Here is a 25,333-nt window from a genome sequence, read left to right on the forward strand (position 1 = left end):
ACGATGGCCGACTCGATCGGGGACAGCTTGGATGCTGCGCTGGAGAGGGCGTTCACTCGCCGCATCCCGGAGAGCGCCCAGGCACAGATGAAGTACCTGGTGAAGCAGTTGAAGGGCACCATGGCCACCTCGCAGGCCCTCGGGGTGTCGCAGCGCACCGTGGAGCGGTACGTCAAGGGTCAGCTCAAGCGGCCCCGCCGCGACCTGCGCGACCGCATAGAGCGTGAGGTCAAGAAGCGGTGGCAGCCCCAGATCAGGGCGAAGGCCAAGAAGCGGGCCGCGAGCACTGGCGGCCTGGTCGTCTCCACCCGCGCCCGCTTCGGCTTCACCACCGCCCCCGACACCACCGACGACGCCCGTATCCGCGACATCACCCAGGCCCTGCCCCCACACTGGGCGGACCGCCTCTTCGAAGCCCGCGACGCTGGCGCCAACGAGCAGCAACTCCAGCGCATCGCCGCCGAAAGCCTCGCGGAGATGTACTTCCGCAACAACAACACCCGGGCCCACGGGCTGGGCGTGGAGTTCACCGACTGGAGACCATCGACATCAAGCTCTAAAGATTGCTCCGCTCACAACAGAGCGCCTTGTCCCCGGCATTGAAGCTGCCGGGGACAAGGCGCTTTCTCGGACGAGCTCAGGAGCCACGGCGGCAACCGCAAGGAGTCGGTCCCGATGGAGCGGGGCGCAGATGCGCAGCGTCAGGGGCTCAGCCAATCATCGTGCCTCTGACCGATTTTCATGGGCTGGAGATCAGCTTCTTCACCTCGGAGGGCAGTTCGTTGCCGGAGTAGACCGCGACGAACTTGACGTCGTCGGGTGTGTCCCCGACGGCGATGGCGACCTTCGGAGAGACCCCGTCCACGGCATAGGCGGTCTCCGTCGTGGACGGCTCGCCGCCCTCGCCCTGGTCGCCGGTGTCGTCACACGTCGGTTGGGTCGCTGCACCGAGTTTGCTGCCGACCGTGAATTCCACGTTGGCGACATCACGGTAGGTGCGTCCGTCGTAGGTCACCTGGTAGACGCACGACGCCGCGTCCTCCGCGCTGTTGTCCTCCGACGTGCACGCGGCAACTGATGCCGCTACGGCTGCTGTCAGCAGCGCGCTCACGGATCGTTTGGCCCAGCTCATGAACGGCCTCCTCAGTAGATGCTGCGAAGGGCGAGGACGTCGCCCTTGCCGAGCGTCCTGGCCTTCGTGGTACAGGTGAACGAGTTGGTGTACATGGTGAGGTTTTCGTGGCCCGAACCGAGGTGTTCCAGTCCGAAGACGTGTCCGGCCTCATGAGTACCGACGGAGCGGATGTCGTATTTGTTCGAGCACCGCTGGTTGGAAGTCCTGATCGCGGGTGTTGAAACGGACGTCGCCCTCGCGCAGGTCGTTCTTGATGCCGGGCTGTGGCCAGGTTCAGGAGCAGGCCATAGCGACGTGGTTGCCCTTGAGGTCGCCCGCGTCCCACGTGCTCAGCTCGTCCCGGTCGGTGCACGGCCTTCCCTCCGTGATCTGGAAGGTCGTGGCCCTCGCCGCGACCTCCGCCGGAGACATTGGCATCACCTACGCGCCTCCTGGTCCCGCCTGATAGATGTCGAGACGGGCGTGCCAGCGAGGCCGCATCGAGGACACCGACCGCTACGCGCCGAGGGCACACGCCGCGTAATGGACCTGCGCATCGACATCCCCTGGATCCTGCAGGTCGCCGAACTCGCAGGCGCAGGGCCCCGGGCCCGTCCACTCTCGCCCCTTCCCAAGGTTGCTACCACCCTGCTACCATCACGGTGTGACTTCCACCAAGAAGCAGACGCAGGTCCGGCTGGAAGAGGATGTGCTCGCGGCCGGCAAGGCCGCCGCGGCCGCCCGCCGACTGGACTTCAACAAGTACGTGGAGCGGCTCATCATCGAGGACACCACCGGTGCCCGCGCCGCCGGCATGACGGCCGCCCAACGGCTCATCGATGACCATGGCGCCTTCCTCGACGACCTGGAGCAGCGGCTCGACGCCCCCTACGCTGATCCACAGCCCGGCGCCGCCGCGTGATCTTGCACGTCGACGAATCCTGGATCCTCGAAGTAGCCGAGCGAGCCGGCCACCGTGACCCGGCGGCCGACGACTACGGCGTGCCCATCGCCGCCGTCGCCCGCCACCGCGGCGAACTCCTCGACACACCCATCTACGACGGCGCCTACGCCCGCGCCGCCGCCCTGGTGCACACACTTGGCCGCTGCCGCTGGCTGGAGCGCTCCAACCTCACCGTCGCCTGCGCCGTCGCCGTCATGTATCTCGAGGCCAGCAACATCCCTGTCAACCCCACCCGCGAACAGCTCACCGCAGTCGTCCACGAGCTGAACAACCCGCGCTGCAGCACCGCCCGAATCGCCTCCTTCCTGCGCACCTGGAAACCCTGAAGCCCCGGCCCGGGCGGTGATCACCCCGCGCTTCAATGCAGGTGCGCCCCGGCAGTGGCGTCGGCGAGCGTGCGCTGGGGCGTGCACGACTCGGCCAGAGTGGGCGGGCGAGATGCGGTCGAGGAGGTCGAGGGCAGCTTGAGGTCCGCGGTCGCAGCGGGAGGCGGACCCCTTCGTCCAGATCCCAGGCCATACCGCTATCACTAACACTGACGGGCAAGAACGCCCCATCGAGACGTGAGGACGCCGGCCATGGCCTCCACCACCAGTGACGCCAAAGAGTGGGCGGGCACCACCGAGGACACGCACGATCTGCACCGCTTCGGGCCCGACCAGCGCGCTCGCTGCAACCGCAGCATCCGCACCTACAGTCGGATCACCGACCGCGACGCCTACCGCGAGCCATACATGACTCTGCGCACCCGCGCCGAGATCGAGGAGCACTGGGCCGCGTACATGTATCGGTTCTGCCCAGCCTGCACCACCGAGAAGTGAGCACCCACATTGTGAAAGCCAAGATCGGCTCGTCACCGGATCTGCGATAGGCGCCCTGCGCTCTCTGACCGTGCGGTAATCGCCTTCTCAACGGTCCGTCGGATGACGACCGCTAGCCAGCATCGCGAGCACGGGCGCTGGACTGATCCTCCAGCCGGGTGGTGTCGTTGGTCCGTCAGCGGCCCCCACCACGTGGCGGCAAGTTGGAGGAGCTCCTCGACGAGTGGGACACAGGGGGGGAGCTTCAGGTCGAGGAGGCTCGTGGTGCGGCAGACGAGGAACATGCCTCTCGTCTTGTCCCGGCGGATCACGGCCCTGGTTTTGTAACCGGCAGCAGCAACGTTTGTTGACGGTTTCGGGATGATTGCCCTTTCACGACCGGTTCCGGGCCTGTAGTGTCCGGCACCGCCTTGGCCCTGGTGATGGCCATGAACGGACGCGCTACTGCAAGGACCTTGAAGGCGACGGTGTGGACGTACTCCGCAGCCGCTGTGTGACAGCGTGACGCGAGGCCGGGCCCCAGTCCGGCCTCGGGCCAGTGCCCCACGGGCAGTACTTGGTCGGCCGTGGCTTCTTCCTCGGATCCGGCCACGCCGATTCCAACGCGGCTCTCACCGTGCGGAATCCCACTCCGTGCTTCGCGCATCAAGGCCAGGTACGGCATCCCTGCCCGGGCATCACGGCGGATCTCCGCGTACAAGTCGACCTTGGACTTCGGTGGCGCTATCGCAGCCTCATCCCGCAGAGCACCGCCTTGCTCGCGGTCCCGACTGTGAAATCTGCCAACGGTCAAACAGGATGCTTGCAGCGTTTGGTCTCGGAACGCACTGCCGTACCGAACTCGCCATCACTATGGGAGAGTTGATCAACGCAGTGGGTGGAGCGGTTACGCACCTACTGCCGACATCTGCCCGTTTTCCATCCCGGCAAGCCCCTCCGCTGGGGGCCCTATTTCGTGGTGCGTGCGCTGACTGCAATACCTGTTGTCTTCATCACCACCGAGCACGACATCCGCCGGACTCCTGTCAAGCCTGTCTTCGGAGGCACTGCATGCCCCTCACCGAGCCCCGGTTCACTCCCGCCCCTCACGAGCTGGAACTCGGCCACCCCTTATACCGCATGGACCCCAACGGACACGACTTTCCGGGGGAAGGACATGACCTCCAACTGCTTGGGCCGATCGTCCCGGTGGAGCTCGCAGATGGCGTGGCTGCGTGGGCAGTAACCGGACATCACGTAGCCGACATAATGCTGACTCACCCCGATATGAGCAAAAACCCGCACAGGCACTGGAAGGCTTACAAGGACGGCCTCATACCCAAGACCTGGCCCCTTCTACAGATCATCACTACCCCGACCATGCTGACCATGGACGGTGAGGACCACGCTCGGCTGCGCCAGCCGATCCAGCGTGCCTTCACCAGCCGTCGAATGGAAGCCCTGCGCCCGCGCATCGAGCAGATCACCCGCGAGCTTCTCGACGCGCTCGCCGACCTCGCGCGCGCCACCGCAGTCGACCTGCGCGCCGAATTCGCCTTCCAGCTTCCGATGCGAGTGATCTGCGAGCTGTACGGCGTCAACGACCCCGATGTGCGCCGACGACTCGCCATCGACACCCGCCTGCTGTTGAGCAGCACCACTCCTCCCGGCGAACGGCTCAGCGCGCAAGCCAGCATCTTCAGCCAGATGGCCCAACTGATCGTGGCCAAGCGCAGCCAGGACAACGACGACCTGACCACGGCGCTCATCCAGGAGTTCGACACCGGCCGCATCTCTGAGCAGGAGCTGGCCGGAACCCTCTTCCTCATGCTGATCGCGGGCCAGGAAACCACGCAGAACCTGCTGGTCAACGCAGTCCGACGACTGATACAGCACCCAGACCAACTCACCCGCATCCTGGCTGCCGGAGCCGACGAGGACCCCTGGCCTGGAGTCATCGAGGAGTCGCTGCGCTACGACGCCCCGGCCGCGACCACCATGTTCCTCTTCGCCGTGCGCGACGTGCAGGTCGCGGGAGTCACCATCCGCGCCGGTGACCCCGTCATGATCTACACCGCCGCGATCGGCCGGGACGAGGAGGTCTTCCCCCACCCGCACGTCTTCCTCACCGACCGGGCCAACGCCCGCCAGCACCGCGCCTTCGGCCACGGCCCCCACCACTGCCTCGGCGCCCCCCTGGCACGACTTGAGACTCGCATCGCCCTTCCGGCGCTCTTCGGCCGCTTCATCATCACGCCCGCGGAACCAGTGGACGGACTACCGGAGATGGATTCGCTGTCGAGCAACGGCCCCGCTCGCCTGCCGGTCTACGTTCAGGAGCGGTAGCCGGCCCCGTCGCACGCCCCTTCTGCGGGTCAATGGAAGACGCCGCGATGCTCAGCGTGCCGGATCCAACCAACGCACCCGCACCTTCGGTAACGGCGTACCGCTGACAAGCCGATGCTGCGCGCCCAGCAGGAAGCGGGAGAAGCCCCGGGTGATCTCGGGCCCTCGAATGTTGCTGTGTCAGGCGATGTGCCACCCCACCGGGGCTGCGGGTGCCGATCTGTGGGTCTGCTCGGCGGACCCAGTCTTGCCAGCATCGGTGCACTCAGTGAGCAGGGTCTGAGGTGAGCTTCGTCAGCATCCGTGGCGGGAACAGAGCATGCGAGCTGCGCCCTTCGCTCAGCGCCGTACCGGCGACTTCCAGCGGTACGGCGTTGTGCTCTGCCGGAGTGAAGACAACACGCATGCTGCGCAGCTGGCGCAGGATGACGGATCCTCCCCAGTCCACCGACTGGTCGTCCTCCAGTTGCATGTTCCGGCAACGGGCCACGAAGCGGTCGATGGCGCTCTGAGTGATGGTGTGTGCCAGCCGTTGGGCGCCGGTGGGACATTCGTGGGCACCCGTTCCGAACGCCCAGTGGTATTCGTTGCCGAGGTCGTATGTACGGGAGGGAGCACCTCCCGTGGCGTGTGGGTCGGCACTGGCTCCGGCCAGCCCCAGTACGAGCAGAGCACCGCTTGGAATCGGGTAGTTGCCCAACTCGCCTGCGGCCAGGTCGCGCAGGGGGAAGCGGCCCATGACGTTCTGCACCGCAGGGTTTGTCCGGTGTGTTGTGTTCATGATCTCTGCGATGGAGGCTTTGCCAGCGAGGTAGAGGGAGTACAGCTCCTCGCCGCAAACGATCTGTTCCAGGACGTTGGCGATCCAGCCGGCGGTACCCCCTGCCCCGGCCATGGTCGCCACCCAGATCAGGTTGGTGACCTCCAGATCGCTGAGCGCAGGTCCGTTGACAACCGGCCCGTGGATTGCCCAGGAGGCGAAGTCCCGTTCGGGTTTGGCGCGTCGCGCGGCCACCAGTTCACTGAGAATCTCGTGGATCGCCTCGTTGGCCTTCTGCGCGCCCGGTCCGCCTTCCAGGAGCTGGAAGATCGCGGGCAGCAGGTCTTCGCCTGCTTCGTGCGGCAGGCCCATGAGGCGCAGCATGACCAGCATCGGAAGGGGCGCGGCGTAGTCGGCGACGGCGTCGGCGCGGCCGCCCGGCGCGAAGCGGTCAATCAGCCGGTCGGCCACCCATTCGACGAAACGGCGCGTCCTTTGTCCTTCGACCTCGTTCAACCCCGAGGACATCAGGCTGCGCAGGCGGGTGTGGGCCGGGCCGCTGAGGAAGCGGGGGTTGCCCACCTGGAAGATGATCTGGGGCAGGAGGGGCCAGGTGTCGGGCACCCGTCCGTTTCGCAGTTCGCGCCAGGTCCGGGAGTCGGGGGTGTAGAGAGCCTCGTTGCGGCCCACCTCCTGGACTTCCCTGTGTCCGATTACCAGAAAGGCTTGCACGCCGCCGTCGAGTTCGATGGGGACGACGGGACCGTGCTCCGCCCGCCACGTCTCGTACATATCTCCCAGATCATCCAGCATGGCATCACTGCTCAACTGCACGCTGGAGACGGGAGTGGGACAGTCAGACGAAGCTAATGGAGCGGCAGGCGGGTCGGACGGATCCGGGGAGGCGTAGGTCATCGCGGCACCGTTCTCGCGTGTATGGACCGGCGGCCAGCGGCTACAGGGGCCGCACGGCGCGTTCTGAGGTTCGGGTAAGCCGCAGACTGTACGATCGAGCGGCGTTGGGTCGGACCAGATCTTGGTGCACCCCTCAAGGGGTGGTCAACGGTAACGAACGGCCGTACAGGGTAGGCGGGTTGGGGCACCGGGCCGCCTGCCCCTACGCAGGCGGCCCAATATTGGCCGGGTGGAGAGCTACTGGCGGTGCGTAGACGTCAGGCGTTGGGGAACTTCCAGATGTAGGGCTCGCCGTCCTCCTCGGACCAGTGGACCTCGACGTTCTTGGCGTTCGCCGGGATCACATAGGTCTCGCAGAAGACGTGGCTCTCGCCCTGCTTCCAGCTGTCGACGTCGTACGGGTCCTCACAGCCCTTGGCGTCCTCGGAAGCGCCGATGAGGACGGTGCCGCGCTGCCCATCGGCGAATACCGTAGTCCCGTCGTGCACGTCGGAACCGTCGGTGAGGGCGGGGCCGCTCTTGTGCGTGTACTTCAGGTACGCGGTCGCCAGCACCTTGCCCTTGACCTTGTCCGGCTCCGAGACGGCCTTGGCGGCCTCGGCCTCGGTGCCCACGTCGACCTTCTGCGCCAGGATCTCGTAGCTGACCCGGCCAGGGTCCTCGTCTACCTTGCCCGTGGCGCTCTCGCCGGTCTGCATGGCGCCGCCGGAGGTGGGTTCGGGCGACGGGGAGGCCTTGGCCTGGGACGTGGCGGCGTTCTTTGCGCCGGCATCGGCCTTGTCGTCTCCGCCGCCACATGCGGAGACGGCGAGGGCAAGGACGGCGACGGGCGCGGCGAGACGCAGCGCGGTGGCGTGGTGGGGCACGACAGACTCCAGATCCAATGGTTGCGGGTCGGGTGCGGCCGCAGCGGTAGGCGGCCCAATCTCCCCTACAGGCAGCCCGCGTTAGGCGGGCAGAGGGTGGTCACACAACTCGGACGTGCCGATCGCGACCACCGGCTGCATGATCTTGACGCCCCGCAAGCAAAAGTGTCAACAATTGTGATCGAATTGGATGGGTCCTTGGGGCTGGTACCGGACCCCGCTGAGTAGTTGCCGCCCTGGCCGAAATACGCGGGCGCGGCGGCACGGCTTGCGGAGCGACAGCCTCCGCCGGTGTATGCGCTGATAATCTCCCTGCGTAGGGCAGTTGTGTACGGCCCGCCACAGTGTGAGGGGATGGGGAGCGTGTACCGGCCCATAAGGAGTGCCGCCGCCCAGGCAGCAGACCGCCGTGCAAGGCCCACGCCACCCTCCGGTCCTGTCGGGTCTAAGGACATATGAGCGGCCGGATATGGAACCTTCGATAGCCGCCGTCCCGGCGGCCGCCACCGCGTCGTTGCGTAGTTCGCTCATGCTGAGGCTCAGACGGCAGAGAGTTGTACGCATCGCGAAGAGCCTGGGCCTGCGACCGGACCAGGGCCTGGACGCAATGGTGCAGAGCATCAGGATCCTGCGCGGCCAGCCCATCAAGATCTCCTATATGCCGATGGACAAGGCCACGACAGGGCTGTGTTTTTTCGGCGACGGGCAGGACACCATCGTCGTCAACGAGGCCGCGGAACCACTACACCGGATCCTGATCGTCCTGCATGAGCTGTGGCACCTCATTGAAGACTTCGTGGGACCGAGCAGGCCGGCCCGCCTGTGGCGCACGTGCATCATCCGGCCCCTCGAGCGCTGCGGCCTGCGCCGACCCGACACCCAGAAGTCCACCTTCGGCGATCATTCCGTGTTCGAACTGGACAACGTGCCTGAGCTGCTGTCCGCCCTGCCGCCCGAGCTTGTGCACGCCGCGCTCGTCGAACGCCGGCCGGTGAGAATGCGCGGCGAGCACAACGACAACGCCGATCCGGCCGAGGTCTTCGCCCGGCAGATGCTGCAGATGCTCGACTTGGGCGAAGACACCACTGGTACGGGCTCCATCACGTCGTCGTTCGCCCACCGCCGGACCGGCATCTGACCCGCATGCTCGAAGTCGTCCTCACTGCGGTCAACCTGGTGATCTTCAGCGTGTGCTTCGCCGTCGGCGCCGCCAAAGCCGCTGCCGCCCGCAGCGACCGCGACACCACACTGCGCATCACTGCCTCCGTACTGCTGTGCGCCTCGGTGGTCTACCTCCTGTCCGCACCGGCCGTCTACCGTTTCGTCGGCGCTGCCGCAGGATCGCCGAGCCTGCCGTCGCTTATGGTCAGCATCGCGATCCTGCTGTGTGTCGGACACGCCCAAGCCCTGACCCTCCTCTGGCACCCCCGCCGCCGCACCAATGCCTGGCGGCGGTCGGTCTCCGTCTGGGCACCGATGTACGGAGTGGCGATCATCACGATGATGGTGCTCTTCTGGATGGCCGACCTCTCCGGACCGGCGTATCCCCTCTCCTTCGCGACCTCCTACGCCCATGTGCCGGCGCAAGTAGCCTTTCAGATGGTCTACCTCGCAGCCCTGATCGCCGGGATCATCGCCACCGTGCGGCAGTGCCGCGGACCCGACGGTGTGATCGCCCTACCCAACCGTCCTGACCTCGCAGACAGCTTGCGCCTGTTCGCCGCGGCCGTAGCCCTGGACCTCGCATACGTCATCTGCACCGGTACCGCCGTCCTGGCCGTGGCCCGAGGCAGTCACTCCATGAGCTTCCTCGCCGCCGTCGGCTCGGCGGCCAGCAGCACCAGCGCCCTGGTCGCCAGCTACGGCCTCTCCAAGCCGGTTCTCGCAGCCAGGCGTGCCGAACGCGCCGACCACACAGCCCTTCTGCGATTGTGGGAAGCCGTCACCGACAGCTCCGCCAAGCCGCCTCGCATGACCTGGTGGAACCGCCGCTACGCCCTCTCCGACCTGGTCGCCCAGAACCTCGACGGCACCTACCGGCTCCGCCCCTGGATGACCGCAGCCCCCGCTGATGCCGTGCGCTCCCTCGCCGAGAACCACCCGGCCGCCCAGAACCTCGACCTCGAGGCACTACAGGAGGCCGCAGTAATCCGCTACGCCCGCCACCTCCGCGATGCGCCCGAACTGGCTCGCCGGAAGGCAGCGGACGATGTTTCCGCCACGCCTCTCAAAATGACTCCAGCCAGCCGCGCCCGCGAACGACAGGTGCGCATCTCCGCACACCTATCCCACCCCCTCGTCGACGAGGCACTCGACCGCATCGCCTAGCACCAGCATTCGTATTCAGCTCCCCAAACCGCTGGAGCCGCGTGGCGCAGCACACGCATCTTTGTGGATTGCACCCGGGAAGGAACTGGGAAGCCATAGGGCTGTGTTCACTGTGAAGGGAGCATGACGCCCCGTGACGCTCGTACCGCCCCCCATACCCAGAGCGGCAGGATCGTTTCCGCTACTCGGTCACGCGATACAGCTCATGCGCGACAACCTCGGTTTCATCGCCTCACTGCGCGAGGACTACGGCCCCTTGGTCGAGATCACCCTGCAGCCAGGCACCCGCACCATCGTCGTCCAGGACCCCGACCTCATCCGCACCATGCTCGTCGACCTCGCCCCCACACTCGACAAAGGCCGCTTCTTCGAAAAGATGGGCCACATCCTCGGCGACAGCGTGGTCACCGCCGCCGGACAGGAACACGTACGCAAACGGCGCCAGTTGCAGCCAGCATTCGCCCGCTCCGAGATCGCCCGCTACGTCGACATCATGCGCAACGAAGTCACCGCCGCTACCGACACCTGGCAACCCGGCCAAAGTCTCGACGTCCGCGAGGCCATGGTCAAACTGTCGCTCGACATGCTCGCCAAGACCGTGTTCTCCGACAGCCTCGACGAGGAGACCTTCCGTCGGCTGCGCCACGACCTCTCCGTGGTGATGACCGGCGTCGGCGCACGCATCATGCTGCCCGACTGGGCCGAGCGAGTGCCGCTTCCCTTCAACCGACGCTTCAACGAATCACGGGACGCCGTACGGGCCACCATCCACCAGGCCGTCGACGACCTCCAAGCCACCGGACACGACACCGGCGACATGCTCTCACTGCTGCTGCGGGCCACTGACCCCGACACCGGCGAGCCGCTGACTACCGACCAGATCTGCAGTGAGATACTCACGCTGGCCGTAGCGGGTACGGAAACAACCGCCAGCGTCCTGTCCTGGATCCTGTACGAGCTTGCCCGGCACCCCGATATCGAAGCCCGGGTCCTGGACGAACTGCACGAGGTCCTCGGCGAGCGTCCCATCGACTTCGCCGACGTCACCCAACTCCCATATCTGCGGCGTGTGGTGACCGAAGCCACGAGATTGCATCACACCGGATGGCTTGTCACCCGCAGGACAACCACCGAGATCCGCCTGGGGGAGTGGACCCTTCCCGCCGGCACTGAGTTGGCCTACTGCCAACACGCGTTGCACCGAGACCCCACGCTCTTCCCCAATCCCCTGGCGTTCGATCCCGATCGCTGGCTGGACAGCGCCCAGCCGTCGCCCACCGGGGCGTTCCTTCCATTCGGCGCGGGCAAGCACAAGTGCATCGGCGACCACTTCGCGCTCACTGAGCTGATCACCGCGATCGCGACGATCGTCCGCAGAGTCCGGTTCGGCCTCTCCGCCGGCCTAACCGTTCGTCCCGTAGCCCGGGCCACCGTCCGGCCCAGAACCCTGGTCATGACCGTGCAGCCGCGAGAGGAATACACACGGCCAGAGGCCACCTGACCCCTCACACACGCAGGCAAGAACGGGCCCGGATCAACGGGAAGTGGTATCGCCGCAGTCGACAAGGGAAGACACACTCGATCCCAGGATCAGATCAGGAAGGACCGTCCCACATGTTCCCTCTCTCGGTTCCACCGAGCGTCGCCCGGCTCACAGCGCTCGGCCGGGCTTGCTCGCGACTCATGGACAAGCTGAAGCCATCGAGGTCCAGGTAAGACGCCCGAGTAGCAGTGGGGCCGCCGCCCCACTGCTGCTCAAGACAGGTCTAGTCAGCCCCATCCTTATTCGCGGCGATGAAGGCACTGAAGATCGCCCGCATCGCGTTCGGATCTCCGCGTAGGTCTTCCGTGCTGCGGGCCGCAACTTTCGTGACTCCGCGTGCGCGCGCCCCAGCGATCTGGTCAAGAACGTCCAGTTGCCGCACGATTGGGCGCAGGAACTGGGTCAGCGCCTCTTCTTCGGTGTAGGCGCTCCAGCCAGGTAGAACGCCGAAGAAGCGCTCGATGGCGGCGATCGTCTCCGTACCCGAAATCCGGCCCTCGTCGAAGATGTAGTACACCGTTGCCCTCGGGACGGTGACACCCTTGAGCCCTTTGGCGATCTCGCCTGGTGTGAAAGGCCGCAGATCCCGAGATCCCGGCCTACGACCTTTCGGCTGCTTCAGACGCGTGCTCCGGAGGAACCTCAAACGCTCAACGATCCGGGCTTGAGCGGCTTCCTTCGACTCGTTGCACTCTGGAGGAGCCCCCTCGAAGAGAGCCGTCACTCGCTCGGGCGGATAGATGCCGGTGGCATGAGTGACCTGCTCCGGGGCCACGAGGCGAGACAAGTGCTCGCGTGCCGCAGGCGGTAGAAGCTGCTCCAACCTCTGCAGCTCGCCGAGCAGCTCAGCAAGCTCGTTGCCCTCCGCTGCCGCCGCCGACTGTGCCGCAGCGGCATGCGCACCCTCTATCGCTGCCGGCTCATCAGCCGCACTGTTCACCTGAACTCTCCATTGCTGGCCAGACAGGACGGGGCTCAACGAGGCTACCCCGACGGGTGCCCCGTGCAACCGAGGCGCTGGCCGAGATCGTACGGGTCTCACCCCTCCCAGAGCCACAATCGATCACAATCATTGACACTTTCGCTTCAGGTCCATCAGGATCGGACCCCGACCGAAGATCGCACCATGCACCCAGGCTCGCCCTTGACGCGAAGCGCAAGATCACGTCACCACATGTTCTTCGCTGGGAGCGGAGAACATGTGCCCGCAGGAGCAAACAACAGGACGAGCGCCGGACGGAGAGACAAGATGCCAGGACCACATTCCCAAGATGCCCTGGCCTGTCTCTCGCCTCATGTCCCGTCCATGAGCCCGCCACCACTGAACGGGCTCCCGTCGAGGCCCGAAGGGACTGTTATTGCGGTGCCCGCCACGCGCACGCCATCCCCTCCTCTCAGCCCCTCGGTAGCCCACAGGAGGACCTGTTGATCACGCCGCAGTTGCACACCGAGGACTTCACGCAGGCCGACGTCGAAGAATTCCACCGCCTGATGACGACGCTGCTCGCAACCTGCCGCACCATCGCGAACGAACACGCCCCGGACGGGGCCTGGACACCGAACAACACCGACTTGTTCGACCAGTTCGGCGAGTCTATGCAGCTGATCGCAGCTGTCTCCCGGACGCTCAACAGCACCCGCGGCGGGATCCGCAGGATCGGCGACCGGGCCCGGCAGCGGGTACACGAACGAGGCGCCACTTAGACCACTGACCTACAGCTCCCTCAACGACCCTTCATCGCAAACCGACGCCTGCGGCGAAGCGAAAGTCACGCAAAGGCGGCACTTGGCTCGGACTGGCGACGGAGTCTCCCGTCGGGGTAGGTCTACTGGTTGCCGGGCTTTGATCGCTTGAGTCGCTGGCTGGCAGGGCAGCGACTCAACGGTCAGCGACTGAAGGTACCTACGGTCGCTACTGCGTATGGAAGGAACCGCAGGTCAGGTGGGTGGTTGCTAGCATGCAGCGACTGAAGCGACTCAGACTTGGCATATGTGAGCCCCGTAGGGTGTGTGCGTGTGCGTGATATATCGAAAGCTTCAGTCGCTTCAGTCGCTAAGTGGGTTCACAAGCACCCCTTGACCTGGGCTTTCTTCTCTGAACTGGTAACAGCGACTGAACGGCCCTGAGTCGCTGTGCTCGCTGTTAGGTCGCTGAGAGTCAGTCCTCCAGGCCGCACCGGAAGCACGGTGCTACGGATGTTCCGCATGTGCTACACGACCCCACCAGCTATGTTCGCTAGTCTATGTCCGTCGTTGAGTCGCTTCGGTCGCTGATTGGGGGTGTGCATGCCTGCTGAGCTGCGCTTTTCTCACAGCGACTCAGAACTCTCTATGCCCAACGCTGCAGTCGCTGCCCCGAGCCTCCTCACAGCACAGTGGTGCGCCCGCCGGGGCTGGCCCGTCCACCCCCTGGCCCCAGGACACAAAACCCCGCCAGGGAACTGCAGCAACTGCCGCACGAACACTCACGCCCCAAGCGACTGCCCCTGCCTGCCAGCCGGCCGCTGGTGCCACAGTTTCTACGCAGCAACCCTCAACCAGCACCGCATCCAACAGTGGTGGGGCAACAACCCCGCATTCGGCATCGGCGTTTCCTGCGGCCCAGCTCGCCTCATCGTCATCGATATCGATGCTCACGAGGCCGAGCCCCCCGCCCGCGACCGCATCCTGCCCGGCATCCCCGTCGGCGACCATGTCGACCTCACCGGCCTGGCCACCGGCTTCCACACCCTCGCAGTCCTAGCTGCCCTCCGCGGACAGAACAGCCCAGCCGAAGACACCAACACCCTGCGCGTGCGCACCCCCTCAGGCGGACTCCACGTCTGGTACCGAGCCACCAGCAACCGCCAATGGCTTTCCTCCGTCGGCTCAACCCCCGGACGCGCCCTCGCCTGGCAGGTCGACATCCGCGCCCACGGCAGCTACATCGTCGCCCCCGGCACCACCACCCACCACGGCACCTACACCCCCCTCGGCGACACTCGCGAGCCCGCTGCCCTGCCCCTATGGCTCGCCCAGGAACTTGACCGCACCGGACACCTTCCTGCACCCAGCATCCCCGCGCCCCGGCCTGTCCCACCACGCGCCCAACAAGCGGTTCTGGCTGCAGGCGGCGGCCGTCAGACAGCAGAGAACACCCTCGCCTCGATCCTCGCCCCCGTCGAAGCCTGCGGCCAGGTCTCCGAAGGCGCGGGCTTCTCCGACGCCCTCAACCGCGCAGCCTTCACCCTCGGCGGCCTCATCGCAGCCGGCCGCCTCCCCCAAGAAGCCGAACAAACCCTCAAAGACACCGCAGCCGCAGTCCGCCCGGGTCAGGACATGCGAATCCAACAGATTATCCGCAGCGGCCTCGCCGCCGGCATGCAACGACCCCTCCACTCCAGCGGGAGGCGCTCGTGACGTCGCCCCGCAACGAGACGCTCTTCGAGTTCGACCCCGAAGCCGTCGCCGCCCAGATCCGTCATCAGGCCGCCTCCGTGCCGGTCCCCGCCCAAGCCGCCACGGAGAGGCCACTGGGCGAAGCGACCGCCAACGGCCTGCTGCCCGACACCCTCACGGACCGTGGCAACGCCAAACTCTTCGTCAAGCTCTACGCCTCCGACTACCGACACATCTCCAGGATCGGCTGGTTCCGATGGGACACCACCCGCTGGCAGATGGACGAGGACGACACCGTCCTGTGGGCCGCCGGCGACCTTGCCGAGAACATCGCCACCCATGATCCCCGTGGCCGCTTCACCACCACCGCCCTGGAAAAGCACCGCCGCCGAGCTCTCTCGACCACCGGCATCAACGCCATGCTCGCCCAGGCCAAATCGGCGCCCGGTATGTCACTAAACCCCGACCACCTGGACGCCGACCCATACGCCCTGTGCACTCCCCGCGGAGTCGTCGACCTGCGAACCGGGTTGTTGTCGGCCCCCGACCCGACCAAAGATTTCCACTCCCGCTCCACCACCGTCGGTCCCCAGTACATGCCCACCCCGCGCTGGCTGCGCTTTTTGACCGATACCTTCGGCGACGACACCGAAGGCCAAGAAATGATCGACTACCTGCACCTACTGCTCGGATACTCGATCACTGGCGACGTCGGCGCCCAGATCCTCCCCTTCCTCTACGGCAAGGGAAAGAACGGCAAGAGCGTCCTCCTTGACGTCACGATGAAACTGCTCGGCGACTACGCTGACGCAGCCCCGCCTGGCTTCCTGATGGCCAAGCCGTTCGAAGGCCACCCCACCGATCTTGCCGAACTCCACGGCCGCCGCATCTACGTCTGCTCGGAAATCAAGCCCGGCGACAAGTTCGACGAGGCCCGGGTCAAACTGCTCACCGGCGGCGACCGCATCAAAGCACGCCGTATGCGCCAAGACCCCTTCAGCTTCGAGCCGACCCACAAGCTCTGGCTGCTGGGCAACACCCGTCCCGAAGTCGGCACCGGCGGCTTCGCGTTCTGGCGCCGCATGCGCCTGCTCCCGTTCGAACGGATCGTCCCCGACGAGCGCAAGATCGACAACCTGGCCGACATACTCGTCACGGAAGAAGGCCCCGGCATCCTCAGCTGGCTCATCGACGGCGCACGACGCTACCTGGCCGGCGCACGCGACCTCACCGGTCCCGAACGGGTACGCATCGCGACCACCGCCTACGCCGAGACCGAGGACCACACCGGCCGCTTCTACGAAGAGTGCTGCCGCCTCGGCCCCGACCTGCGCGCCGAGCAAACGGCGCTCTATTCCGCCTACAAGGCCTGGTGCAACAATGAAGGCGCACTGGTCATGTCCTCGCGCGCTTTCGCCTCCCGCACCCGGGAACTCGTCGGACTGGCCTCGCCCAAGGAGATGATCCTGTCCAATCAGCGCAAGCACTACCCGGGCATCGGATTGCTCACCGACGACGAGAGGGACACCGACTCATGAGTTCCCTGATCAGCGCGGACGAGATCAGCCACGAATCCGAGATCGTGTGGCTGGAGGACACCGACCAGCTCGACTACGTCCGCCAGAGCCTGGACCGGCTGTCCACCCGTAAAGGCAAGCCGGCCTACCACCGCGACGGCCGCATGGTCGGCTACGCCATCCTGGGCCCCGACGCCAAGCCCTCCCGGGCCTCCGGCACCTTCCGCCGCCGCGTCTTCTGGCTGCTGCCCCACGACCGCGACAGCAAGCCCGAGGGCCTGTACGCCAAGAGCGCACCCGCCGAAGCCGTCGACCCGCGCACCCTCGAGCCCCGCGTCAAGGGCTACAAGACCGAACGCTCCGAAGGTGGCCCACCCTCGGCTGCCATGCAGGAACTCGGCATACAACTGCCGCTGTAATCTGCGACCGCACCGACCGGTCCACGTCCCTGACCAGCCTCACCAGCATCTCTGTTCTCGAGGTTGAGGTGGCCCGTGCCGAGTGGGTTCGACACGGGCCAGGGGCGAGCCTACGCGGCAGCCCGGAACGCGTGAGATTGATCGGTAGGCAGGCACGTGCCGCGAGTGACAGCTGCAAGACTGAACGCGTAGCCCGTGACGACGAGCAGCTCGTCGTGACACTGGTGACAGAGCACTGACGAAACACCCCACAACGTATCGGTAGGTACCCCGGGTCTCACCATGCGTGGACGGCAACGACCCGCCGTATCCATTTCTATTGTCCTGTCTCCGGCCACGTTGGAATCATCGCGTTCTCGGGGCGCATGGCGCAGACGCGCGGATCCGGCGGAGTAGAGGCCACGCACAGTACACGCCGGGCAGGGGCGGTGCGCAATGTGCAGGATCAGGTGCATTCCCGCCCGCCTCCTCACCCCGGCAGCACCGCACAGCTGGGAATTATCTCAACGCGTCGTTGCAGACCACATGGCCGAGACGCCGAGCGAGGGATCCGCTCCACATCGACGCCCGTCCTGTTCGGCTTGGATGGAGTGCCAGAATCTCGGCGCGGTGCGGGGAAGGAGCGGTGAGCCGAAGACAAGGGCACAGCCGTGGTCTCATCAGATCCAGCCCCGCTCACGGGCGATGTGGATGGCTCCATAGCGATTTTCGGCGCCCAGTTTGTTGGCGGCGGACGAGAGATAGTTGCGCACAGTGCCGGCGGACAGTGCGGCGCGCTCGGCGACTTCATTGATGGGGGCACCGTCGGAAGCAAGCGTCAAGATGTCGGCCTCGCGGGGGGACAGAGGGCAGTTTCCGACGCTGATCGCATCGGCGGCCAGGAGAGGATCGATGTAGCGGCTCCCCGCGTGGACGGTACGCACGATCTGGGCGAGGTCCTGGGCGGAGACGGTCTTGGGCACGAAGCCCCGCACTCCCGCTTCCAGCGCCCTCTTGAGGTGACCGGGCAGACCGTGGCTGGTAACGATGAGGGGGTTGCAATCCGGCACGGCCTCGCGTAGCCATGCGGCGACGGCGATACCGTCCTTCTGTGGCATCTGCAGGTCGAGTACGGCGATGTCGGGCCGGTGCTTGCGGGCTTTGGCGACCGCTTCGGAGCCGGTGGAGGCCTCGGCGACCACGTGCAGGTCTTCTTCGAGGTCCAACAGCATGGCGAGTGCGCCGCGGGTGAGGTGCTCGTCATCAGCGAGCAGGATACGGATCACGATGACGCTTTCTGCTCGATGGGACTGGGAAGGCGGATCATGAGCCGGTACGTGTTGTCAGGCCTTGGACCGTGCTCGAGGGTTCCGTCAAGCGGTGCCAAGCGCTGGGCGAGGCCGCTTAGTCCAGTACCGGCCTGTGAACCGGGGGAGTGAGCCCGATCGTTGATGATGAGGAGTTCCGTACCGTCGTTGCCCGCGATTCGGATCGTGCAGTTCCGCGCGTCCGAGTGGCGGAGAATGTTGGTGACTCCCTCACGGATGGCCCATCCGAGCACGGATTGGGCCTCGTGGGACAGCCCGGATGGCAGATCGTTCTCGACGGTGCTGGCGATTCCCGCAGCCTGGAGGACGGAGCGGGCCCCTGCCAGCTCGCTGGTGAGGTTTGTGGTCCGGTAGCCGCGTACGACGTCACGGATCTCGTTCTGCGACTCCCGGGCCAGACGCTGGACTTCCGCCATCTCGGCGCCGGCCCGGGGATCGTTGGCCTCGTTGAGGCGCGTGGCGAGTTCGCTCTTGAGTGCGATGACGGCGAGGTTGCGGCCCATGACGTCGTGAAGATCGCGTGCGAATCTTAGCCGTTCCTCGGCGACCGCGAGTTGTGCCTGGGCTTCGCGGGCCGCGTCGAGCTGCCACATGACGGACAGGTACCAGACGGAGGAGCGCAGGGCCAGGCCGATCAGCAGCCACATCGCGGCGACGGCCGCAGCGGTCAGCAAGGCGTTGTGGAGGGAGGAGCCGACTATCACCACGGCCACGTGGGCGTAGGCGCACACGGCCGCGCCGGACGCCGAGAAGGTACGCACGGTGGTGGTGTTGAGGACTGCGGCCAGCGGCGAGGCGGCCAGCATGCAGTAGGAGCCCACGGCGTCGGCCTCGGCGTGCCAGCCGAGGCGGTACAGCACGGGTATGACGGCGAGTTGGAGGCAGGAGAGCACGACGACTGCCGCGCTCAGACCGCGACGGGTGCCGCGGTGGCCGATCCAGTGCGCCAGGACGACGGTGGCGGAGACTGCCTGCGCGACGAACGTGGCCACCACGGCCCATAACAGCGCCGCGGAGACCGGTTCTTTCCTGAGGCTTTCGGTAACGGGTTCGGCGAAGGACAGGAGAAAAAACCAAGGAATCGCACACAGAGCCCACCGGGTGGAGCGTGTGACGCGCTGTATCGAGGTGCGGTGTTGCCGAGCAGCAGTGACTCTGAATGGTTCGGTTTTCTGTCCCATACGTCCGTTCTCCTGGTGTCGCGTCTGGGCATGAACCGGCCGGTCGGTGGAGCCGATGGTTCAGCTGCGTGGTTCCCAGCGGAACCACCTTTTGACCGCCAGGACCGACAGCGCGCTCCAAGTTGACGCGATCATGAGGTTCAACACTGCCTCGCCTCGGGTGCTCTCGCCGTTCCAGCCTGTCTGGATCAGTTCGATGGCGGGGGTGAGGGGCAGCCAGGTGCAGACGGCCTGCACCGGGTGCGGTAGCGCTTCGAGGGGGAAGAGCATCCCGGAGCCCATCAAAAAGATGATCATGCCTGGGATGATCGCGACTTGTGCGCTCTCGGCGGTCCTCGCCATCGCCGAGGTGGCCGCGGCCATCACCGTCATCACGACGATACCGAGCAGGACGCCGAGGACCGCCAGGTGCGGATCCTGCGGCGGGGGAACGTCTGCGACGAAGGAGATCCCCAGCGCCAAGAGAAGGCATTGGAGGAGTCCCGTGAGTGCCATGGGAACAGCGGCGCCCAGGAGGATCACCGCATCGCTGACCTCACCGGTACGCAGCCGCTTGAGCAGGAGCTCGTCGCGGCGTGTCGCATAAACTGGGGTGAGTGTGTTGTAGACGGCCATGACCAGGACGATGCCCAGGGACATGGAGATCAGGACCGCTCCTGCCTCTTTGCCCGCGTCCGCCTGGCCCGTCATCGTCATCATGGGCTTCAGGGCGACGGTAAGCAGTACGGGCACGAACAGCACGGTGAAGAGATTTGTCTTGTTGCGGGCCAGCAGCGTGAGTTCGGCACGGCCGAGAGCGGTCAGATGGGTGAGAGCCGTGTTCATGACCGGTTGGCCTCCGTCTCCATGGATCCGTGCCTGGCGATGTGCATGAAGGCCTCCTCAAGCGAGGCGGACCGGGCGTTCAGTTCGGCGAGTTCGATGCCCTTGTGGCGGGCCCAGAGCAGCGCTTCGGTCGTGGTGTGCTGCAGTTCTGTGGTGGATAGTTGGACGGCGTTGCCCTTCCCGCTGGTAACCGTGGCGCGGAGGTCTTGCGGTGAGGGAAGGTCTGCAGAGCTGAAACCGGGCGGCAGCCGGAAGGTCAGCATCGAAGGATGGGCGGCGACTATGCCGGCCACGGTTCCCGAGGCCGCGATCAGGCCCTCGTTCATGATGGCCAGGCTGTCGGCGAGGAGTTCGGCCTCTTCCAGGTAGTGCGTGGTGAGGACGACCGTCGTGCCGCTATCCCGCAGCTCGCGGATGATCTCCCAGGTTTCCCGGCGTCCCTGGGGGTCCATCCCGGTGGTCGGCTCGTCGAGGAAGAGCACCTCCGGGTTGCCCAGGGTGGCCAAGGCCAGATCCAGTCGGCGCTTCTCGCCCCCCGAGAGGTTCTTGACGCGTACGTTCGCCCGGTCGTCCAGGCCCACGATCGTGAGTGCCTCGGTGATCGGCCGCGGTTGAGTGGTGCAGCCGCTCCACATGCGCAGGGTTTCGGTCACCGTGAGATCAGAGGCGAACCCGCCTTGCTGCAGCATGACTCCGGTGCGCGGCCTCACCCTCTTGCGCTCGTGGTAGGGGTCGTGCCCCAAGAGACGGATGGAGCCTGCAGTAGGGCTGGCCAGGCCTTCGAGTAACTCAACGGTGGAGGTCTTGCCGGCGCCGTTGGTGCCAAGGAGCGCGAAGAGCTCGCCCTGGGCAACGCTGAAGGAGACTCCGCGAACCGCGTCGAAGCCACCAGGGCCCTTGTCGCCGTACCGCCTTCGAAGGTCTGTGACCTCAATCACATCACGGGTGGGATTCATGGCTCCATCATGCAGACCATTATGGCCGTCGGCCGATTAGATCCCTCATGACTTTGCCTGACAAATGTCACGGCTTCGAGTGACAAATGTAATGGCCCTGGAATTATGAATTCCACTTTTCGGTGTGATCTGCGTCATACCGCACTCCTTTAGGTGATGCTTGCATTTCTCCTCAGCAGCCGCCGGGCGCCCGGCGGCTGCTCCCGCGAAAACCATAGGTACCCGTCAAGGGAGGCCAAGATGCTCGGCGAAGAATTCGTAAGGCAGCTTGAGGGCCTCGGGGAACTCTCCGAGGAAAACGCCGGCAGCATCGAGCAGGGCATGTCCCCGGTGCTGGCCACTCCCGCACTCGCCTTCACCGCGGGCGCTGCCCTCGTCACCGGCGCGTACGCCGTCGGCAAGACCGCTGGCTGACCGAAACAGTCGAAGTAAAACAACAGCGGAAAAAAGGAGAAGTTGATGTACGACATCGTTGAGTACCTCAACGAGGACGCGGAAATGGCGGCCATCGAGGTCGAGGACGTCGAGGGGACCGTCTTTCGCAGCCAGGAACCGGTTCTGGCCACTCCCTTTGCCCTAGTGCCCGCGGCCGCTATCGGCGGATTCGCCGTCGGCCGGGCCGTCGGCTGATCAGGAAAGCCGCACGCCAGGAGTTCCGTCCGGCGGCTGACCGAAACAGTCGAAGTAAAACAAGAGCGGAAAAAAGGAGAAGTTGATGTACGACATCGTTGAGTACCTCAACGAGGACGCGGAAATGGTGGCCATCGAGGTCGAGGACGTCGAGGGGACCGTCTTTCGCAGCCAGGAACCGGTTCTGGCCACTCCCTTTGCCGTAGCGGCCGCGACCTTCGCCGGCGGATTCGCCGTCGGCCGGGCCGTCGGCTGATCAGGAAAGCCGCACGCCAGGAGTTCCGTCCGGCGTCACAACAAGGAAAGAAGGCATGGTGGAAGAGATCACCGCGTACCTGAACGACGACGCACGGCTCGACGAGGTCGCAAGCGAGCAGACCAAGGGCACCGTGCTGGTGGACCACGGCGGTCCCGTGCTGGTGACCCCGTGCGCCGCGATCGGGGTCGCCGTCGCCACTTATGCCCTCGGCAAGGCCATCGGCTGATCTGGCGCAACATCGGCCCGTCCATGGCGCGCCACCATGCGCTCTCGGGTCATCCACACCGTCCTGGTGGAACGGGGTGGCCCCGCGCTGTCGGCCCCCGGCCCTTCGCCGGGTTCGTCGTGGAAGCCGTCTGCGGCCGACTCAGCCCGACGCATTCGACATGCTGAAAGGAGACGCAATGACTGAACTCACCATGCAGGTGAACGAGTCCGCCCGCCTGGCGGAGACGGAAATCTCCGCCTCCGAAGGCCAGGTCTTCCCGGGCGCCGCTCCGGTGCTCGCGACGCCCTCCGCCTTCCTCGGCGGCGTGGCGGTGTCCTGCGCCGTGGTCGGCGCCTTCGAGGCCGGCCGGGGCTGACCCGGACGGGTGCCTGGCGCGCCCGAGCCCGACGCACAGAGCTCTGCCGGGCCAGAGAGCAGGTCTGGCCCGGCAGAGCCGCGTTACCCAGTTGTCCCCTTGAAGAAGAGTTCACAGATTGGGTTTGGGAGGCCCTCGTGAAGCTGCCGAAGAGAATCTTATCCGCGTTGACCGGCCCGATCCCTGTGACCAGGTCGCGTGCGATCGGTGTCTCAGAGCGCCTGTCCGCTGTCACCACGCTGACGGCCTCGTTAGAGTATCTGGCCCAGCGTAGGCAGACGCAGCCGGGCGGACTCAACCACTGGCCGACGGCTCGGGGTTCGCAGGCGCGGTCGACCCCCGTCACCCGCAAGCTTCTCGACATCGTCAGCGGAGAGAAGACCACCGTGGCGCTGCACACGGCCCGTGCCGTGGTCAGCGTCGGCATGCTGCTGCCCGGCAGCAGCCGCTGGCGCGGGGCGGGCAACCTCTTCCTCGGTGCTACCACCGCCGCGCTCTACCCGCGGCACCGCTATGGGACCGACGGCTCTGACCAGGTGTCGGTTCTGGTGCAGACGGCCACCGGCATGGCTCGCCTCTCCACCCGCCCGCAGACCCAGGATGCCCTCCTGTGGTATGTGGCACTGCAGGCCAACGCCTCGTACCTCGTATCCGGCTGGGTGAAACTGCTGGGCACGGCATGGAAGGACGCCACCGCACTGGGCGGTGTCATGCGGACCAGAACCTACGGCCACCGGCCCACCTACGAACTCACACAGAGATATCCGCGGGCGGCGAAATACCTGACCCACGGCGTGCTCGCGCTCGAGTGCCTCTTTCCCGTCGCCTATCTCGCCGGCGGCAGGCTCGCCCGGCCGGTGATTGCCAGTGCCGGAACGTTCCACCTGGCGAATGGTCTGGTCATGGGCCTGGGCCGGTTCGTCACCGCGTTCACCTCCATGCACCCCATGGTCGCCTACACCTCGACCCCGAAGGCGCACCCGTCGGTGGCCGACCGCGACGACCGCCTCCTTCAGGCGGGTGCCGTGCTGCTGACGGTAGCCGCCTCGGTGGCCGGTCTGGTCGCGGTCCAGCGGCGCATGCGCACGCTCGAAGGATGGCCGCACTCGCGCCGACTGACCACACGCCACGGCAATGAGCTCCAGTACGAGATGAGCGAGGGGGACGACGAGTCCCTGCCGGTCCTCGTCTTCGCCGCCGGGCTCGCCTCCACGTCCGAGCACTTCGGGTGGATCACGGAGAAGGTCGCCCTGGACAGTGGCTACGGCCTGCTCACCTACGCCCGCGCCGGATACGCCGGAAGCAGGCGCCGCAGCACGTCCCTCTACCACCTGGGCGAATCGGTCGACGATCTGGCCGACCTGGTCCGCGGGGCGGTCCCGGAAGGGCGCAAGGTCGTGCTGGTCGGACACTCGCTCGGCGGCGAACTGGCCCGCCGTGCCTCCGAACACCTGGGTGACAGGCTGCACAGCATCATCTATCTGGACTCCTCCCACCCCGGCGAGCTGAACCGGTCGAACCAACAGAGCGAAGCGGCCGAACGCCTCGCGAGCGGAATGAACACCCTGGTGCGGTCGCTCAAAGCCGGGCTCGGCATCCTCATGGCACGGCCCGACTGGCTGGAGGCTCTGCCCGCCAACTGCCGTGACCGGGTGTTCGCACAGTACACCGACTCCCGCCTGTGGGAGGCCGGCCGTCGCGAGTGGGCCGCCGTCGAGAAGGAGTTCCGGGCCTTCGATGGGAAACTGCCGGCGATCGACTCCCACGCGCTGGTGGTCTCCGCACAGCAGACCGTCGACCGTGACCCGGAGCAGTTGCTGATGCACAACGAGATCGCCGAGGCGCACCGAGGCCGGGGAAACCGAGTGGAGAGCGTCGTGCTGGAGGAGGCCGATCACGACTCGCTGCTGACCAGTGCCCGTTTCGGCACCGAGGCCGGCCGCCGCATCATCGCCTTCCTCGACGGGGCCGAGGCGGACGCCACAGTGCAGGTGCGTGTCGCGGAGGAGGCAGGGCAGTGAAGCAGTTGGTAAAAAACGTCTTCAGCGGTCCCGGGGCGGCAGCGCGGATCTCCGGTGCGGCGATGCTGGTCGGCACTCTCGCCGCGCAACACCCGAATCCGACCTTCAACCGGCTTCAGCTCAAGGACACGTTCTCGTTACTGCCAAACTGGCGGTTCTTCGCGCCCGAACCGGCGACGCACGACTATCACTTCTTCTACCGCACACTGAACACCGCGGGCGAGGCGTCGCCGTGGCAGGCGGTCGACGTGATAGAGGGGCGGCGGTTCCGGCAGATCGCCTGGTTCCCTAGCAGGCGCGCCGAGAAGGCCGTGTTCGACATCTGCAGCGAGATGCTGCAGCTGCTCGACAAGGGCTTCTCCACGGTCGTCCGCACACCGGGCTATCGGGTCATCGTCGGTCATTTGCGGGCACGGATAGCCGATGAGACGGCGGGCGATGTCAAGGGTTTCCAGTTCGCCCTGGCCCGCGCCACCGGCTACGACACCTCCACGACTCCGGAGATGATTTTCGTCTCCCCCTACACGCCGATGAACCCGGCAGCCGCCTCCTCCCGCCCTCGTGTCCGGCAGCACAGGCGCACGCACTCTGCCCCCGTCTCCTCACGTCCCTAGGAAAAC

Annotated in this window: 29 protein-coding genes; 19 read left to right on the forward strand and 10 right to left on the reverse strand. The window is 66.1% G+C overall.

Annotation, left to right across the window (positions count from 1 at the left end; all coding sequences use genetic code 11):
• Positions 1 to 3 precede the first annotated feature (3 nt).
• Complete coding sequence (locus ABZ016_RS13600; protein WP_356916740.1) at positions 4 to 603, forward strand: XRE family transcriptional regulator; 600 nt, start codon at positions 4 to 6, stop codon at positions 601 to 603.
• 136 nt (positions 604 to 739) lie between these two features.
• Here the strand turns inward: ABZ016_RS13600 and ABZ016_RS13605 are convergent, their stop codons facing one another.
• From ABZ016_RS13605 to ABZ016_RS13615, 3 genes are all read right to left on the reverse strand, one after another.
• Entirely contained in the window at positions 740 to 1,132 is a 393-nt protein-coding gene (locus ABZ016_RS13605) for a DUF6281 family protein (protein ID WP_356916741.1), read from the reverse strand.
• Between the two features lie 11 nt (positions 1,133 to 1,143).
• Positions 1,144 to 1,344, reverse strand: coding sequence for a matrixin family metalloprotease (locus ABZ016_RS13610; RefSeq protein ID WP_356916833.1), 201 nt, complete (start codon positions 1,342 to 1,344; stop codon positions 1,144 to 1,146).
• A gap of 64 nt (positions 1,345 to 1,408) precedes the next feature.
• Positions 1,409 to 1,552 carry a hypothetical protein gene (locus tag ABZ016_RS13615; RefSeq protein ID WP_356916742.1) on the reverse strand — a complete coding sequence of 48 codons (144 nt, stop codon included), beginning with the start codon at positions 1,550 to 1,552 and terminating at the stop codon, positions 1,409 to 1,411.
• 226 nt (positions 1,553 to 1,778) lie between these two features.
• On the opposite strand from ABZ016_RS13615, the gene ABZ016_RS13620 reads away from it, so the two are divergent.
• The 4 genes from ABZ016_RS13620 (at position 1,779) to ABZ016_RS13635 (ending at position 5,224) form a co-directional block, all read left to right on the forward strand.
• Positions 1,779 to 2,036, forward strand: a complete 258-nt coding sequence (locus ABZ016_RS13620) for a hypothetical protein (protein WP_356916743.1) — start codon at positions 1,779 to 1,781, stop codon at positions 2,034 to 2,036.
• A complete protein-coding gene (locus ABZ016_RS13625) occupies positions 2,033 to 2,404 on the forward strand; it encodes a fic family toxin-antitoxin system, toxin component (protein ID WP_356916744.1) in 372 nt (123 codons plus the stop codon). The genes ABZ016_RS13620 and ABZ016_RS13625 overlap by 4 nt, the downstream gene beginning before the upstream one ends.
• 252 nt (positions 2,405 to 2,656) lie before the next feature.
• Positions 2,657 to 2,899, forward strand: a complete 243-nt coding sequence (locus ABZ016_RS13630; RefSeq protein ID WP_356916745.1) for a hypothetical protein — start codon at positions 2,657 to 2,659, stop codon at positions 2,897 to 2,899.
• A 1,266-nt stretch (positions 2,900 to 4,165) separates the two neighbouring features.
• A complete protein-coding gene (locus ABZ016_RS13635) occupies positions 4,166 to 5,224 on the forward strand; it encodes a cytochrome P450 (protein ID WP_356916746.1) in 1,059 nt (352 codons plus the stop codon).
• Between the two features lie 265 nt (positions 5,225 to 5,489).
• On the opposite strand, the gene ABZ016_RS13640 is transcribed toward ABZ016_RS13635, so the two are convergent.
• Both ABZ016_RS13640 and ABZ016_RS13645 read right to left on the reverse strand, forming a co-directional pair.
• A complete protein-coding gene (locus tag ABZ016_RS13640; RefSeq protein WP_356916747.1) occupies positions 5,490 to 6,818 on the reverse strand; it encodes a hypothetical protein in 1,329 nt (442 codons plus the stop codon).
• A 338-nt stretch (positions 6,819 to 7,156) separates the two neighbouring features.
• A complete protein-coding gene (locus ABZ016_RS13645) occupies positions 7,157 to 7,765 on the reverse strand; it encodes a hypothetical protein (RefSeq protein ID WP_356916748.1) in 609 nt (202 codons plus the stop codon).
• Positions 7,766 to 8,372: 607 nt separating this feature from the next.
• On the opposite strand from ABZ016_RS13645, the gene ABZ016_RS13650 reads away from it, so the two are divergent.
• The 3 genes from ABZ016_RS13650 to ABZ016_RS13660 all read left to right on the forward strand — a co-directional run bounded on the left by ABZ016_RS13650 (position 8,373) and on the right by ABZ016_RS13660 (position 11,594).
• On the forward strand, positions 8,373 to 8,903 hold the full coding sequence (locus tag ABZ016_RS13650; protein WP_356916749.1) for a hypothetical protein: 531 nt from the start codon (positions 8,373 to 8,375) through the stop codon (positions 8,901 to 8,903).
• Positions 8,904 to 8,908: 5 nt separating this feature from the next.
• Positions 8,909 to 10,093 (forward strand): hypothetical protein, encoded by a 1,185-nt coding sequence (locus ABZ016_RS13655; protein ID WP_356916750.1) that lies wholly within the window; start codon positions 8,909 to 8,911, stop codon positions 10,091 to 10,093.
• 133 nt (positions 10,094 to 10,226) lie between these two features.
• Positions 10,227 to 11,594: a cytochrome P450 gene (locus tag ABZ016_RS13660; RefSeq protein WP_356916751.1), complete on the forward strand. Its 1,368-nt coding sequence runs from the start codon at positions 10,227 to 10,229 to the stop codon at positions 11,592 to 11,594.
• A 265-nt stretch (positions 11,595 to 11,859) separates the two neighbouring features.
• Here ABZ016_RS13660 and ABZ016_RS13665 read toward each other — a convergent pair whose 3' ends face one another.
• Positions 11,860 to 12,576: a hypothetical protein gene (locus ABZ016_RS13665; protein WP_356916752.1), complete on the reverse strand. Its 717-nt coding sequence runs from the start codon at positions 12,574 to 12,576 to the stop codon at positions 11,860 to 11,862.
• 485 nt (positions 12,577 to 13,061) lie between these two features.
• On the opposite strand from ABZ016_RS13665, the gene ABZ016_RS13670 reads away from it, so the two are divergent.
• From ABZ016_RS13670 to ABZ016_RS13685, 4 genes are all read left to right on the forward strand, one after another.
• A complete protein-coding gene (locus ABZ016_RS13670; RefSeq protein ID WP_356916753.1) occupies positions 13,062 to 13,340 on the forward strand; it encodes a hypothetical protein in 279 nt (92 codons plus the stop codon).
• A 582-nt stretch (positions 13,341 to 13,922) separates the two neighbouring features.
• Positions 13,923 to 15,035, forward strand: coding sequence for a bifunctional DNA primase/polymerase (locus tag ABZ016_RS13675; RefSeq protein WP_356916754.1), 1,113 nt, complete (start codon positions 13,923 to 13,925; stop codon positions 15,033 to 15,035).
• Entirely contained in the window at positions 15,032 to 16,552 is a 1,521-nt protein-coding gene (locus ABZ016_RS13680) for a phage/plasmid primase, P4 family (protein ID WP_356916755.1), read from the forward strand. The genes ABZ016_RS13675 and ABZ016_RS13680 overlap by 4 nt, the downstream gene beginning before the upstream one ends.
• Positions 16,549 to 16,950, forward strand: a complete 402-nt coding sequence (locus ABZ016_RS13685; protein ID WP_356916756.1) for a DUF6009 family protein — start codon at positions 16,549 to 16,551, stop codon at positions 16,948 to 16,950. The genes ABZ016_RS13680 and ABZ016_RS13685 overlap by 4 nt, the downstream gene beginning before the upstream one ends.
• Positions 16,951 to 17,609: 659 nt before the next feature.
• Here ABZ016_RS13685 and ABZ016_RS13690 read toward each other — a convergent pair.
• The 4 genes from ABZ016_RS13690 to ABZ016_RS13705 form a co-directional block, all read right to left on the reverse strand.
• The gene (locus ABZ016_RS13690; protein ID WP_356916834.1) at positions 17,610 to 18,218 is read right to left on the reverse strand and encodes a response regulator transcription factor; all 609 of its coding nucleotides are present in this window, start codon (positions 18,216 to 18,218) and stop codon (positions 17,610 to 17,612) included.
• Positions 18,212 to 19,249, reverse strand: a complete 1,038-nt coding sequence (locus ABZ016_RS13695; protein ID WP_356916757.1) for a histidine kinase — start codon at positions 19,247 to 19,249, stop codon at positions 18,212 to 18,214. Before ABZ016_RS13695 ends, ABZ016_RS13690 begins: the two co-directional genes overlap by 7 nt.
• A 249-nt stretch (positions 19,250 to 19,498) precedes the next feature.
• Complete coding sequence (locus tag ABZ016_RS13700; protein WP_356916758.1) at positions 19,499 to 20,263, reverse strand: ABC transporter permease; 765 nt, start codon at positions 20,261 to 20,263, stop codon at positions 19,499 to 19,501.
• Entirely contained in the window at positions 20,260 to 21,219 is a 960-nt protein-coding gene (locus ABZ016_RS13705; protein WP_356916759.1) for an ABC transporter ATP-binding protein, read from the reverse strand. The genes ABZ016_RS13700 and ABZ016_RS13705 overlap by 4 nt, the downstream gene beginning before the upstream one ends.
• Before the next feature lie 240 nt (positions 21,220 to 21,459).
• Between ABZ016_RS13705 and ABZ016_RS13710 the strand changes: the two genes are divergently transcribed.
• From ABZ016_RS13710 to ABZ016_RS13740, 7 genes are all read left to right on the forward strand, one after another.
• Positions 21,460 to 21,633: a hypothetical protein gene (locus ABZ016_RS13710; RefSeq protein ID WP_356916760.1), complete on the forward strand. Its 174-nt coding sequence runs from the start codon at positions 21,460 to 21,462 to the stop codon at positions 21,631 to 21,633.
• A gap of 45 nt (positions 21,634 to 21,678) precedes the next feature.
• Positions 21,679 to 21,849, forward strand: a complete 171-nt coding sequence (locus ABZ016_RS13715; RefSeq protein WP_356916761.1) for a hypothetical protein — start codon at positions 21,679 to 21,681, stop codon at positions 21,847 to 21,849.
• Between the two features lie 85 nt (positions 21,850 to 21,934).
• Positions 21,935 to 22,105 (forward strand): hypothetical protein, encoded by a 171-nt coding sequence (locus ABZ016_RS13720; protein WP_356916762.1) that lies wholly within the window; start codon positions 21,935 to 21,937, stop codon positions 22,103 to 22,105.
• A gap of 55 nt (positions 22,106 to 22,160) precedes the next feature.
• On the forward strand, positions 22,161 to 22,334 hold the full coding sequence (locus tag ABZ016_RS13725; RefSeq protein ID WP_356916763.1) for a hypothetical protein: 174 nt from the start codon (positions 22,161 to 22,163) through the stop codon (positions 22,332 to 22,334).
• Between the two features lie 178 nt (positions 22,335 to 22,512).
• Entirely contained in the window at positions 22,513 to 22,692 is a 180-nt protein-coding gene (locus ABZ016_RS13730; protein ID WP_356916764.1) for a hypothetical protein, read from the forward strand.
• 386 nt (positions 22,693 to 23,078) lie between these two features.
• Positions 23,079 to 24,713, forward strand: a complete 1,635-nt coding sequence (locus ABZ016_RS13735) for an alpha/beta fold hydrolase (RefSeq protein ID WP_356916765.1) — start codon at positions 23,079 to 23,081, stop codon at positions 24,711 to 24,713.
• Positions 24,710 to 25,327 carry a hypothetical protein gene (locus ABZ016_RS13740; protein ID WP_356916766.1) on the forward strand — a complete coding sequence of 206 codons (618 nt, stop codon included), beginning with the start codon at positions 24,710 to 24,712 and terminating at the stop codon, positions 25,325 to 25,327. Before ABZ016_RS13735 ends, ABZ016_RS13740 begins: the two co-directional genes overlap by 4 nt.
• Positions 25,328 to 25,333 lie beyond the last annotated feature (6 nt).

The organism is Streptomyces sp. NPDC006372 (genome assembly GCF_040612515.1).
GTDB lineage: Bacteria > Actinomycetota > Actinomycetes > Streptomycetales > Streptomycetaceae > Streptomyces.